Annotated in this window: 12 protein-coding genes and 2 pseudogenes; all 14 read right to left on the bottom strand. The window is 64.5% G+C overall.

The features are described 5' to 3' along the window. Nucleotides 1-173: 173 nt before the first annotated feature. Nucleotides 174-641 (bottom strand): hypothetical protein, encoded by a 468-nt coding sequence (locus IPF49_00070; GenBank protein ID MBK6286044.1) that lies wholly within the window; start codon nt 639-641, stop codon nt 174-176. Next, complete coding sequence (locus tag IPF49_00065; protein MBK6286043.1) at nt 638-2,344, bottom strand: sulfotransferase; 1,707 nt, start codon at nt 2,342-2,344, stop codon at nt 638-640. Before IPF49_00065 ends, IPF49_00070 begins: the two co-directional genes overlap by 4 nt. A 1,389-nt stretch (nt 2,345-3,733) precedes the next feature. Next, nucleotides 3,734-5,416, bottom strand: a complete 1,683-nt coding sequence (locus tag IPF49_00060; GenBank protein MBK6286042.1) for a TonB-dependent receptor — start codon at nt 5,414-5,416, stop codon at nt 3,734-3,736. 102 nt (nt 5,417-5,518) lie between these two features. Continuing rightward, on the bottom strand, nt 5,519-6,487 hold the full coding sequence (locus tag IPF49_00055; protein ID MBK6286041.1) for a FecR domain-containing protein: 969 nt from the start codon (nt 6,485-6,487) through the stop codon (nt 5,519-5,521). Between the two features lie 128 nt (nt 6,488-6,615). Next, nucleotides 6,616-7,131, bottom strand: coding sequence for an RNA polymerase sigma factor (locus IPF49_00050; protein ID MBK6286040.1), 516 nt, complete (start codon nt 7,129-7,131; stop codon nt 6,616-6,618). Between the two features lie 186 nt (nt 7,132-7,317). After that, the gene (locus tag IPF49_00045) at nt 7,318-7,440 is read right to left on the bottom strand and encodes a hypothetical protein (GenBank protein MBK6286039.1); all 123 of its coding nucleotides are present in this window, start codon (nt 7,438-7,440) and stop codon (nt 7,318-7,320) included. Beyond that, a complete protein-coding gene (locus IPF49_00040) occupies nt 7,398-7,658 on the bottom strand; it encodes a hypothetical protein (protein ID MBK6286038.1) in 261 nt (86 codons plus the stop codon). Before IPF49_00040 ends, IPF49_00045 begins: the two co-directional genes overlap by 43 nt. Next, complete coding sequence (locus tag IPF49_00035; GenBank protein MBK6286037.1) at nt 7,609-7,890, bottom strand: ABC transporter ATP-binding protein; 282 nt, start codon at nt 7,888-7,890, stop codon at nt 7,609-7,611. Before IPF49_00035 ends, IPF49_00040 begins: the two co-directional genes overlap by 50 nt. A gap of 394 nt (nt 7,891-8,284) precedes the next feature. Then, nucleotides 8,285-9,300, bottom strand: a pseudogene (locus IPF49_00030) (ABC transporter ATP-binding protein). Then, nucleotides 9,300-9,665: an ABC transporter permease gene (locus IPF49_00025; GenBank protein ID MBK6286036.1), complete on the bottom strand. Its 366-nt coding sequence runs from the start codon at nt 9,663-9,665 to the stop codon at nt 9,300-9,302. The pseudogene IPF49_00030 and the gene IPF49_00025 overlap by 1 nt, the downstream one beginning before the upstream one ends. 32 nt (nt 9,666-9,697) lie before the next feature. After that, the gene (locus IPF49_00020; protein MBK6286035.1) at nt 9,698-10,408 is read right to left on the bottom strand and encodes a hypothetical protein; all 711 of its coding nucleotides are present in this window, start codon (nt 10,406-10,408) and stop codon (nt 9,698-9,700) included. A gap of 328 nt (nt 10,409-10,736) precedes the next feature. Continuing rightward, nucleotides 10,737-11,631 (bottom strand): annotated as a pseudogene (locus IPF49_00015) (ABC transporter permease). Between the two features lie 10 nt (nt 11,632-11,641). Further along, a complete protein-coding gene (locus IPF49_00010) occupies nt 11,642-12,256 on the bottom strand; it encodes a hypothetical protein (protein MBK6286034.1) in 615 nt (204 codons plus the stop codon). A 502-nt stretch (nt 12,257-12,758) separates the two neighbouring features. After that, on the bottom strand, nt 12,759-12,932 hold the full coding sequence (locus IPF49_00005; GenBank protein ID MBK6286033.1) for a hypothetical protein: 174 nt from the start codon (nt 12,930-12,932) through the stop codon (nt 12,759-12,761). Nucleotides 12,933-13,209 lie beyond the last annotated feature (277 nt).

The following is a 13,209-nucleotide window of genomic DNA, read 5'->3' as shown; positions in this document are numbered from 1 at the left end:
TTCAATTGGGCTGGAGGCGAGCGGAAAATATTATTTATCAACGGGTTGAAGCAGTTTTGGCAGGAGAGCCCGGTATTGGAGCGGGGTGCCGACATCCTGTTTGCGGCGCGCTCGCGACGAATGATCCGGCAGCTCAGCCGCAAAATTACCCACAAAGCCTCAGCGGAGGCGCTTTACCCCGACCAGGCGACCCCGTCCACCATCTTCATTTCCCAGAAGCCCATGAAATTCTTGCGAATTTCAACTTCCGGGGCATTTGCGTGGTGGCGCCAGCTGCCGCCCATCCGTTGTTGCCAGGCCTGCCCGTTCTGCAGCACGAACACGGTCTTGCCGGACCATCCGGCGAAATCTCCGTCGATGCGGCTCCTGATCACCTCCGCCTCGACCTTGCGCACCTCCTCGCGCACGACTTCATTGCTGGTCCGCAAAATGGGCGCCTCCTTCGCGGTATAGCGCAGCAGCCACGCGTTGAGCGCGGTGATTTCTTCCTGACTGAGCTGCTCGAGCCCGGCCGCCCTGAATTCGTCGGCGCTCATGAGATCACGCACATTCAGGTCTTCGGCGGCGACAGCCGCCTGCAAGCCCAGCACGGTGCCGATCGCGGCGAGCCACAGATTGCGCGGCAACAACATCTTGTTCAAACCCGTTCTCCTGTCCCCTTCGGGGTTGTTGAAGGTGGATGGCCATCGATTGCCCCGGCGCGGGCAACGAGATGTTCGAGGTGCGCTCGATAATTGAGCCAGCGCCCCGATGAGCGTTGATAGAGCGGCTTGCGAACCTGCCACAGGCTCGCCGTTCTTACCGTGCTGTCGCGGGCGTGAAACGCGAGGCAGTCTTCATGCCACGGCAGACCGCAAAAGGCCAGCAGGCGCCGGGTCTGGGCCTGCTGGTCCGTCACGAACTCGTCGTAGCGTATCTGCAGGATATCGTCACCGAAGAGGGTGTTCCAATGCCCCATCAGGCGCTGCAGCTGCGCATTGAAGTGCAGGATGTGCGCGAGGTCGGTGGCGTAATTGAATTTCTCGTCGAGGTTCTGGAAATAGACCGACAGGGCGTTGTCGAGCGCGTGCCGTGTCGCGTGGATGATCCGGGCACCCGGGAACAGCGCCTTGATGACACCCAGGAAAAGGATATTGTCCGGCCGCTTGTCGGTCACGCGATCCGCACCCGGAAAGCGCTCTTCGAGGTACGCGAGATAGCCGTCCGCAACCTCCTGCAGAACCCCGTTGCCCAGTGTCGCCAGCGCGCTCGGGTAGGGCGCGAGCTTGCCGCCGGCGCAGCAGCGCGCAAAGTACGCGAGTTCTCCGCCGCTGGTGATCAGCGGATGCGCCCCCAGCACCTGCTCCAGCAACGTGGTGCCGGAACGGAACATGCCGCAGATGAAGATGGGCCGCGCATCCGAGGCGACTCTTGCCTTCCCGAACCATCGGGCGGAGCAATGCGCGATGATGGAATCCACCATCTGCTCCTGGGCAGCCGGCTGGTACGCGGGCATCCGCGCGCGGCCGAAACGGTTGGCTTTCGCGTAGTGTTCGAATGCCGCGTTGTAGTCGCCGCAGTCGTCGAAGGCCTTGCCGAGGCCGTAATGGATGCTCTCGCGCGCGGCGTCGCCAAGCGCGGGGGAGCGGAGATTGGCCAGCATGCTGGCAATCAGCGGGTCGTCGTTACGGTCGAAATCCCGGAGATTGGCCAGCCGGGCGAAAGCCTGGTCGAAGGTGGGCTGCAGTTGCACCACCCTGCCATACAGCTCGAGGGCGCCGGGCTTGTCCCCGGTTTCCTCGGTGAGGGTTGCCAGGTTGAACAGCGCGATCAGGTAATCCGGATTTATCCCGAGCGCGCGCCGCAGCAGTGCCATGGCCTTGCCCTGTTGATGCAGGGCGGTGTGGATATTGGACAGGCAGACCAGGGCTTCCTCGGGTTGATCGATACCCAGGTTCAGCGCCGCTTCGTATTCCTCGATTGCCCGGTTCGGCTGTCCGGTTGCATACAGCAGCTGCGCGAATCGGTAGTGCAGCAGGGGAATCGCGGGGTGTACGGCCAGCAGGCGCTGGTAAGCATCGATCGCACGCGCGGGTTGCTGCAGCTGCAGATACAGCTCGGCTTGCTTGGTGAAGTACTTTGGCTCCTGCGGGTTCGCGCGAATCAGCGAGTCGAGTGTGTCGATGGCTCCGGGGAGTTCGTTGCCCTGGACCAGGCACCGGGTCAACAGTTCGAGGGCGCCGATGTGCCTTGAATCGAGCGCAATGATCTGCCGGCAGCTCTTTGCAGCCTGTTTGACGTTCCCCTCCCGGTGCAGCCGGAGCGCGTTGCGCAGAAGGTCGGTCGGGTGTCTGTTGTCGCTCAATCGGGAAGCCATAAGAAGGAATCAAGGGGCAAGGCATTGGCGCACCACCAGGGTACGCAAGCTCGTCCGGGCTAGAAATCCTGGGTGAGCTTGGCGTACCAGTAGCGTCCGCGCAAGTCGTGGGTGCGCCCGTCGTGGTTGTCATTGAAAGCGCTCGCGGCAAACGGCGCCTGCTCGTCCAGCACGTTGTCGATGCCGATGCCGACCCGCAGGCCCTCGAAAAGCGCGAAGCGCCGCCCGATCTGCACATCGTGTACCACCCAGGGATTTATGCTGCGGTGGCGATCGCTGTTCGGTACGTTCTCCTGCAGCTCGCTGACCAGGTACATGCGGTAGCTCGCGTCCCACCAGGCCCGATTCCAGTAGGCCGCCAGCCGCGATTTCCACTCGGGGATCGCACCCATGCCCTCCGAGGCCTCGTCCATGAATGTGCCGGCCAGGTCCGTGCGCGGCGCCAACGGGTCGAACTGGTTCAGGTACTCATGGATATACGCAGTGTCCAGATCGAAGGCAATCCGCCCGATCGGCAGCGCCGGGAGCCGGTAGTGCAGCCCGATATCGAGACCGGTGACGCGGCGCTCGCCGACGTTGATGTTGGTCGCCACCACGCGCTGCAGGTTGCCATTGGCATCGCGCTGCACGCGATCGGCGAAGGCACCGCTGGCGGCATTCTGATTCAGTACATATTGCGCGCTGGCATCGACCACGTCGTTGAGGTCGATCCGGAACGCATCCACCGAGAGCATCAGCCCGCCCACGATTTCCGGGGTCCAGACCACGCCCAGCATCCGGTTCTGCGACGTCTCGGCGTCGAGTCTGGAGTTGCCGCCGATGATGGTCAGAAACTGGTTGCGCGACGGATCACCGGGCTGCGGACAACCGGGCAGTACGCCCACGTTTGCCGGCATCGCGCAGGGATCGCTCAGGAATGCCTGGGTCTGGCTGGTCCTGGCGTGCAGATCGAGCAGCGAGGGTGCGCGAAAACCCTGCGACCAGCTCGAGCGCACCATCAGGCTGGTAACGGGGCGGTAGCGCAGGGCAATCTTGCCGTTGGTGCTGCCGCCGAAATCGCTGTAATGCGAATAGCGTGCGGCGAGATCGAGATCCAGGTGATGGCGGTGCGGTGCCGCCGCAAACAGGGGCAGCAGCATTTCGCCCCAGAGTTCCTGCACTTCGCGATCGCCCGAGCTCGCGACCACGTCGCTGCCGCCGATCGCGACGCGCGGGTTCGCGGCCGCGCCCTTCGAGCCGATCGATTCTCTGCGATACGAACTGCCGGTCGCAACCATCAGCTCGCCGGCGCGCAGGCGCAGCAGTGGCCCGCTGAGATTGGCCTCGATTCCCTGCAGTTCCGCATAGCCGTCGACGTGTGTGGAGGCGAGCAGGAATTCACGCTGGGGCTGATCGAGAGCTCCCGGCGCGCCAAACAGATTGACCGGTATACAGGCCTGGGCCGGGTCGCAACCGGCCGCCGGCCCCAGCGCCTGTTGCAGACGGTCGCCGTCGATCAGGCCGTCCATCGATTGTTCTGCCTCCGCGCGGCTCCAGGGTGTAGGACGCATCCCACTCCCATCCGTCCTGGCCGGAACCCTGGAGACCGAGGGCAAGGCGCGCAGTCTCGGAGCTGTCATCCTGGCGGCGCGGCCCGAGCTCGAGAAAACGCTTGCGGACGTCCTCGAACTCCACCCCGAACGGGTTGTAGACGTTGTCTGCCGCGACCGTGAGCGGCAGGGCCTCGAAGGCGGTGAATACCGGGGTGGGTGCCAGGGTGGCATCGGACTCGTTGTCGGAGTATCCCAGCTCGGCAAATGCGGTGAGCCGCTCGTGCAGATCGAATTGCAGGCTGCCGTAAAGGTTGGTGCGTTGCGAAGGCACCCGCGTGGACGAGTAATCCGGAAAATTGAACAGGTCGTTGCTCTCGACCGGGCGAAAATCCGCCGCTTCGGTACCGGACAGATACTCGCCACCGGGATTGCGCAGGATCACGGCGCCCCGATCCAGCGCGATGCGCGCTGCGGGCGTGGCACTGGAGCGCAGATCGGCGCCGCCGCGGCTGCGACCATCCGCATTGCGTGAAACCTTCCGATCCCTGGCCCATATCCGGGACTGGTCGAACACCGAGGCTGAAAACAGTACCGAGCCACGGCTCCAGTGATCCCCCCACAACAGGTTGGTGGTTCGGGTTTCACCGTCGCCGCGCTCTGCCTGGCCGTATTGGGTGCTCAGTTGCAGGCCGTCGAAATCGCGTTTCAGGATGATATTCACCACCCCGGCGATGGCATCCGATCCATACGCGGTCGAGGCCCCGTCCTTCAGTATCTCGATCCGCTCCACCGCGGATGGTGACAGTGTGTTGAGATCGAAGGCATCGGTCCCTATCCCGTCGTTGCTGCTGCGCCGGCCGTTGACCAGCACCAGCGTGTTGCTGGCCGGAAGTCCGCGCAGGGTGATGGAGGCGGTGCCGTCACCGCCGTTGCTGATCGCGGTGCTGGTCTGGTTGCCGATCACGGCCGGCATGAAGCGCAGCAAATCGCCCAGGCTCTGTGCGCCGCTCGCCTCGATCTCGGGGGCGCCGATGATATCGACCGGTGCCGTGCCGAGGTGATTGGCCTGGCTGATGTGCGAGCCGGTGAGCAAACGCGCGCGCACGATCGTTTGCTCGATTTCGCGGGTATCCATCCGCTCGATCCCGGTATCCGTCGCCGGCGTCGCGGTGCAGCTGACGGCGTCCGCGCATTCGGGTCCGATCGAGACCACGCGCTCGCCCAGGAACTCCGCCACCAGGCCAGTTCCCTGCAGCAGTCGCCGGAGCGCTTCGCGGGGCTCGATGATGCCGGTCATGGCGGGGCGGGGCGTGAGTGGTACGCTGGCGGTCGCAAACACCAGCGAAAGATCCGCTTGGCGCGCGAGTTCGATCAGCGATTGGGGAAGCGCAGCGGCCTGCAACGTGATCGCTACCCGTGCCTCGCGCGCGGCAACTCCCGTCGAGCACAGCATCAGGCACAGCAACAGCGCGGGCACGCAGGACGATGGCCCCGAAAGCGAATTTGGATTGACAAGCGATTGCGACATCCGTCTCCGCCGTGCTTGCAGGCCGGACAGCGCGCGGGTCTGCGTGCCCGAAAGACGCAAAGATAGCAAAAGACGCCGGCAAAGGCGTGGGCAAGAGGCGGGTCAGTCCTTGTGCAGTCCGATCAGCAAGGGGCCCTGCTCGGGCCCATCGACCGTGATCCCGAGGCTTTTTTCCAGCGCTTGCAGCGTGAGCAGCGGTTCGCTGGTGCTGAACACGCCGGAGACATGCATCGCGGCTGCGTCTTTGTTCACGATGCTAAGGGTGGGTTTCATGTAGCGCTGCAATTCGGCAATGACCACTGCCAGCGTCACGTCCTCGAACACCAGTTGCCGGTTGCGCCAGGCCAGCAACGAGGACGATCCGGTTGCGTCCACCTGCAACGTGCCGGTACGGGGATCGAAGCGCGCCCTGTCACCCGCGTGCAGCAGGCGATCCTCGCCGTTGTTCGCGGGCCAGGCCCCGAAGCGCACCACGCCTTCCTCGACCAGCACGTTCATCGCATTCGTGTCGCAACTGGCATTGAACGCGGTGCCCAGCACCGTGACCGCCGCCGTTGCGCATACCGCGGTAAACGGACGCTCCGCATCCGGTGCCACCCGGAAGAAGACTTCGCCGTGCACCAGGTGCGTCACCCGCGCGTCATTGCCCATGACGACGTCGAGCGCGGTATCGGTGTTGAGGGTCAGTTGGCTGCCGTCCTCGAGCCGAACCTGCTCGAAGCCTCCTATCGGTGTGCGCAACTCGAGCGGTATCCGGGTCGCGGGGCGCGGGACCAGCAGCAGGGCCAGGAAAGCCAGCGAAGCGGCCAATGCCAGCGGTACGCGCCAGCGCGCAATGCGGGTACGCGTGGCGGAAGATTGTGGCACTGCGACAGGCAACACCTGCAGCATGCCGAGGTCGCACCACAGCTCGAGCATGGTGTCGAACGCCCCGGCGTGCACCGGGTCTGCAGCCAGCCACCGCGCAAAGGCCTGCCGGTCGGCAAGATCCGCGTCATCGGCACGCAAGCGCGCAATCCAGGCCGCTGCCTGGTCGAGCGGGTCGCGGGTCTTGTCGGCGTTGCTGTTCATGGTGCAATCAATGGCGGTTTTTCTCGGGGTTCCAATAACAAGACGAACGAATCCCCGGAAGCCTCCGCAGTATGAGGAGAATTTTTTGACTTGTCTTCAAATCGATGTGCTGATGCACCCACCGACGACTATGGGACCATCGTGCTACGGCAATGTTTCAGCGCCTCGAGAATATATTTCTCGACACTGCTCACGGAAACGCCCATCTCGCGCGCGATTTCGGCATAGGACAGGCCTTTGACACGGTGCAGCATCAGCGCCTGGCGGGGCCGCAACGGCATCTGTTCGATCGCCTGGAAGACCAGGCGCACCTGTTCGCGTGCGGTGACGAGTGCCTCCGGCGTGGCCGCTGTCTGCGGCTCGGTTTCATCGTTCAGGCGCCCGCTTTCGTCCGCGACATAGCGCGCGTGCAGGCGGCGACGGCGCAACTGGTCGATCGCCATGTTGGAGGCGACCTGGAACAGGAAGGCGCGGGCATTGTCGATATTGTCGGTATTTTCCAGCCGGTGCAGGCGCAGAAAGGCGTCCTGTGCGATCTCCTCGGCATCGTCGACACTGCCCAGCTTGCGGCTGAGAAAGCGCACCAGCGCGCTGCCGTGGCGCGTGATCAGTTGCTCCAGCACTTCGCCGGGTCGTTTGGCCATGAATTCCCTGGTATCGATGGGCCGCTGGGCTTTGCGGGCAATCCCGGTATTGCCGGTACCCGTTTTATTATCGAGGGACAACGGAAAGCAATGTTGAGGTTAGCACAGCGCAAAATGCCGGATTGAGGCATTTTTCCGGCAAATCAGCCGGGGGTGGGCAAAAAAGCCGGGAAATGACCGCGCCAGTCAGTCGTACAGGTGGCAGGCGATCATGCGTCCGGCTTCGCGCGAGCGGTACCCGGGAGTCTCGATCCGACAGCGCGCCATCACGTCCGGACAGCGGCCTGCAAAGCGACAGCCCGCCGGCACGTTGATCGGTGATGGAATATCGCCCACGATCGGTTCATGCACGCGGGCCTTCTCGATCCGCGGGTCAGGTTCCGGATTGAGGCGACCAGCAGCCGCGTATAGGGGTGGCGCGGCTCGAAATAGACCTGGTCCGCGGGGCCCTCCTCCTGACCAGGGCTCCGAGATACATCACCACCATGATCCGGAGATATAACGCACCATCGACAGATCGTGGGCAATGAACAGCAGGGTCAGGCCGAGTGTTGCCTGCAATTCGCCCAGCAGGTTGACGATCTGGGCCTGCACCGACACATCGAGCGCCGAGATGGGCTCATCGCAGACCACGAATTTCGGTTTCACGATCAGGGCGCGTGCGATGCCGAGACGCTGACGCTGCCCGCCCGAGAATCCGTGCGGATAACGCATCATGTGATCCGCCGACAAGCCGACCCGCTCCAGCCATTGCGCCACCTGGGCACGATGGTCGGGCGTCGCGCCGGGCTGCAGACGCAGCCCCTCGCCGATGATCTCCCTCTACCGTCATGCGCGGATTCAACGAGGCGCAGGGATCCTGGAAGATCATCTGGATCTCGCGCGAGTAACGCCTGAAATCGGCCACCAAACAGCGTTGCGGCAGCGGTTTGCCGTCGTAGCGGATTTCCCAAGAGGTCCTGGGCAGCAGCCCGCAACGGTCTTGCCGAGCGTTGATTTGCCGGAGCCGCTCTCGCCGACCAGCCCCACGATCTGGTTTGCGGCGCTCGATGGCGAGCGTGATCCCGTCGACCGCGTGCACGGTCTGGCGCGGTCCGGACGGAAGTGGGTCTTCAGATCGCGGATATCGAGCAGCACGCTCATCGGGTGTCACTCATCGTGGGCGGGGTCGTGGCGACTGCCGGGGCCTGTGGGTGGTGCAAACCAGCAACTGGCCCGATGTTGCGCGCCCGGGCGCGCTTGGTGCCGGATCGTGCACCGCGCAGATATTCATCGCGTGCGGGCAGCGCGGCGCATAGGCGCAGCCCGGCGGAACCGCGAACAGGTCGGGCGGGCTGCCCGCTATGGCGACCAGTTTTCCGGTGCGTGCGCGCAGCGCCCGGCATCGCGCGCCAATCCCGTGGTGTAGGGGTGCGCGGCGACAGAAGATATCCTCGACGGGGCCCGATTCGACGATGCGTCCGGCGTACATCACCGCCACATCATCGGCCATGCGCGCCACCACCCCGAGATCGTGGGTGATCAGCACGATGGCCATGCCTTCCTCGCGCTGGAGCTCGCGCATCAGTTCCAGCACCTGGTTCTGGATCGGACATCGAGCGCGGTCGAGGGCTCATCGGCGATCAGCAGCGCTGGTTTGCAGGCCAGGCTGATCGCGATCATCACCCGCTGCAGCATGCCTCCGGACAGCTCGAAGGGGTATTGGTTCGCGCGCTTGCCCGCCTCCGGGATGCGGTGCGATCGAGCAGTTGCACCTGCCTGCGCCAGCGCCTCGCGTCGGGCCATGCCGCGATGATCAGCGTCTCCGGCGATCTGGCTGCTGATCTTCATGGTCCGGGTTGAGCGAGGTCATCGATCCTGGAAGATCATGCCGACGCCGCACCACGCACGCGGTTGATCGCGCGCGCCGAGGCCGATCAGCTCCTGCCCCAGCAGGCGCGCGGAGCCACCCGTGATGCGTCCGGGCGGCATGTCGATCAGCCCCATGATCGCCTGCACGGTGACTGATTTGCCGCAGCCCGACTCCACCGACCACCGCCAGCGTGCGCCCGCGCTCCACCGCGTAACTCACCCCGCGCACGGCTTTGACCACGCCCCGTAGGTGGCGAATTCCACCTCCAGGTCACGCACCGTACCGGGCACAGGCGTTGAAACCGCTGGATCGCTCATCAGCGTGACCTCAGGCGCGCATCCAGCGCATCGCGCAGACCGTCGCCGAGCAGGTTGAACGCCAGTACCGTGATGCTGATGAACACCGCCGGAACGATCAACTCGTGCGGGTGCGCGAGCATGGTGCGGATACCGTCGTTGCACATCGATCCCCACGAGGGGGTGGGGGGCACCACGCCCATGCCGATGAATGACAGGAAGGCTTCGGTGAAGATCGCGCTCGGCACCGCGAAGGTGAGCGCCACCAGCAGCACGCCCATCACGTTCGGCACCATATGGCGGAAGATCAGATACCGCGTGCCCGCGCCCATGCGCGCCGCCTGGATGTAGGCTTCCTCGCGGATCTGCAGCACCTGCCCGCGCACCAGCCGCGCGGATGCCGGCCAGCCGAGCAGGATCAGTGCATCAGCATCGGCATCACCCCGCTCTCGCCGGGCCCGATGCCGAAGGCGACCTTGAACAGGATCATGAACAACAGGAAGGGCAGCGCGATCACGAAGTCCGCGAAACGCATCATGGCGTTGTCGATACGCCCGCCGAAGTAACCGGAAACGCCGCCATAACACAAGCCGAACAACACGTAGAGAAACGGCGCGGTGACGCCGATGAACAACGAGGTACGGGCCCCTGGATGATGCGCGCGAGGACTATCCCGGCCGAGGTAATCGGTGCCCAGCGGATGGGCGACCAGGCGGATATCCTCGCCGATCGCTGCCCCCTGCTCCGTGACCAGGCCGCGATAGCGCGCCTCGAGATCGCGATCGCCTGGCGAAGCTGCTGCTCCAGCGTGATATAGGTGGGCCCCTCCTCGTGCCCGAGCAACGGTACTACCGAGTAGAAATAACGGCGCGATTCGAGTCCGAGCCGGTCCTCGAAGCTGACCGTGCCTGCCCTCCACCTCGCCCAGCGGCAAGCCGAGATCGAAGCTGCCGCCGGGCAATTCATGGCGATAGATCGCGTAGCCCGTGGCGCCCGCGACCGGCGTCCAGTGCGGGAAGCCACCGCCTCGGTGGTCGGCTGGCCATGGACGGTGATCGCGGACGGTGCCGCCAGATCGGCCGCCGTGGCGGCGCGCGTGGGTGAAACGGTCACCGTGCGGCCCGCCCACGGACGTAATCGTCCACCAATAGCGCCGACATTCCCAGGTTCGGCCCCTGGGAGATCTGGTCCAGCACCTGGTGTGCGGGGGTTCACCCGCCACAGCAACGGTCCGACCAGGTGCCGGCGATCATGAACGCCACCACCAGCAGCGAAAGCATCGCGCGGGATTCTGTTTCAGCCGGCGCCAGGCATCCTGCCAGTACGACAGCGAGGGCGGCTGATCTGCGCGCCTGGCTCGCTTGCGCCAGCGGCAGGAAATCCGCCGCCACCGGCTGATAACCGCTGCTGACACTCATCAGTTGGCTTTCTCCACTCGGATGCGGGGATCGACGAAACCCGTACAGGATGTCGACCACGATCACCATGAACACCAGGAACGAGCCGAAAGACCGTGGTCCCCATGATCACGGTGTGATCGAGCTGTTGCACCGCCTGCACGAAGTAGCGCCCGAGCCCCGGAATCGCGAATACCAGTTCCACCACGAAGCCTCCGGTGGTGATCGCCGCGATCGCCGGCCCGAGCACCGTGATTACCGGCAGGATGGCGTTGCGCAGTTGATGGCTGAAGAAGATGCGCAGCGGCGAGCCCTTGGCACGCGCGGTACGCACGTAATCGGAGCCGCGAACCTCGAGCATGGAGGAACGCATCAGCCGGGTCAGGAAAGCCATCGTGCCGAGGCCGAGCAGGTGGTCGGCACGATCATGTGGCTGAAACACCCCCGGCCGGCCACCGGCAGCAGCGACACGCCAAGCGCTTCGTTGAGCCGCAGGATTGCAGGCTGACCGAGCGCCGCGAACACGAAGCTCGGCACCGATATGCACAGCACGACCAGGAACATGATCACGATATCAGGCGCCGGTCACGGTAGTTCGCGGTCAGCGCGCCCCAGACGATACCGCCCAGTGTCGCGAACAGCATTGCCAGTACGCCGAGCAGCGCGGACACCGGAAAATGATCGCGGATGATGTCGTTGACGTGGCGGTTCTGCTGGGTGAACGATATGCCGAAATCGCCACGCGCCATGTTGCTGATGGGATCCAGGTATTGTTGCGCGAGCGGTTTGTCGAGACCGTAGAGCTGCTCGATTGCGCCGGATCCGGGAGGTCAGGGCCTTTGCGTTGAGCAACGGATCGCCGGGCACCGGAATGCATGCCGACGAAGGTCGCGGTGGCGATGAACCAGATCGTCAGCAGGCCCGAGAGGATGCGGTTCAGGATATGGCGCAGCATGGGAACCTGCTCATTGTTTGATAGCACGCGTAGGTGATTTGGGGTCGCCGCCGAATACCCGCGGCTTCACGCCGCCAAGTCGCGGATGCTGCACGCGGAGAGCCGCCGCTCGTAGAGCGCGACGATCACCGCGTCCTCGATCACGATATCCTGGATGCGCGCAAATGCCGCGTTGCGCACGGGTGCCGCGACGCTTCGCTGCGCAAATGCCGACCCGGCGGTCGTATTTCCGGGTTGCTATAGCGTCCGCGTTGTTCATGTTCCATGATGCAAACAGGTCCGCGTAGGTCAGCGGATCATCATAGTCGGGGCCCCACGCCGAGGCGACCATGTCGAAATCGCCGGCAGTCATTTTCTTCCAGCCGCTGCTTGGACACACCTGCTTGTCGAGTTTCAGTTCGATGCCGAGTGTGCGCAGGTGCAGGTCCTGCAGATACTCGGCCTGCTTGCCGGCCGCGGGCGTGTCGCCGAGCAGCAGCACCAGCGCGGGATCCGCCGAGTTCCTGCCTGGCCAGCTCCAGCTGCTGGCGCGCCGTGCGATATCGGTGTGCAGTGCGCGCGGCGGGTGCTCCTGGCGGAACAGCTCCTTTCTCCCTGGATCCGCCCGGCAGGTCAGGCTGCGCATCGGCGGTTCGTTGCCGGGCATGCGCACGATGCGCCACGAAGGTGTCCGGATCGAAGGCGAGCTGCAGGGCCTTGCGCAGATGCGGGCTGCGTCGGGCGCTCGGGACGGTGGTTGAACTCGATAGAGCTCACGCGCCGTCGGTGAAGCGCGCTCCGTTCATGCTGTCGCGCCAGCGCTTCGCGCATCGTGAGTGCATCGAGCGGTGCGAGCGCGATCTTGCCGTCCCTTGAACAGGTTGAAGGTGGAACTCGGTTCCCTCGGTGATATAGGGGCACGTTGATCGCGTTCAGCGCGATTGCCGCCACGTTCCAGTATTGCGGTTGCGCTCGAGACGCTGGGCGTGCCCGTTACCCATTCGCTCCAAGACGAAACGGACCGTTTCGAGCGCAGGTTGCCCGCCTCTGCCGCATAAAGCGTTCGCCGAAACGCCGGTACACATCCTCGCGAATCGGCCGGTAGGTGATATACGCCGTGAGGCCGAGGAAGTAGGGGCGCAAGGCCCTCAATTCGACCCGCAGTGTGATCGTCGAGCGCCCGCACGCCGAGCATCAGCTTCCAGTTCACCGGCATTGATGCGCCGGGCATTGCGGATCGGGAACATCAGCGGCGCGTACTCCGCGGCATTGCCGGGCCGCACCACCTCGCGCCAGGCAAACACGAAGTCATTGGCGGTCACCGCGACAACATCGTCCCACAGCGCATTGCGGCGTAAATGGAGTCGCGCCTGCGGGCCAGCTTCGAGGGTTCCGCGACGCCGCCACCAGGCGATTGTCGGCGTCGTAACCCAGCGGCCCTCGCTGAATGCTCGAGACGGTGCGAGCTCTCGGCGTCGGTGTCTTCACCGAGTTGGAGCGGACGGCGGTTCGGGTGGTCAGGGCGATGGCAATTTCTCGCTTTTCCTCCGCATCGACGGAGCTATCTCGCTACGCATAACCAGGCATTGCGAGCAGAAG

The sequence above is a fragment of the Gammaproteobacteria bacterium genome (assembly GCA_016705365.1).
Taxonomy (GTDB): Bacteria; Pseudomonadota; Gammaproteobacteria; order Pseudomonadales; family UBA5518; genus UBA5518.
This window is presented reverse-complemented; position numbering and strand designations above follow the sequence as displayed.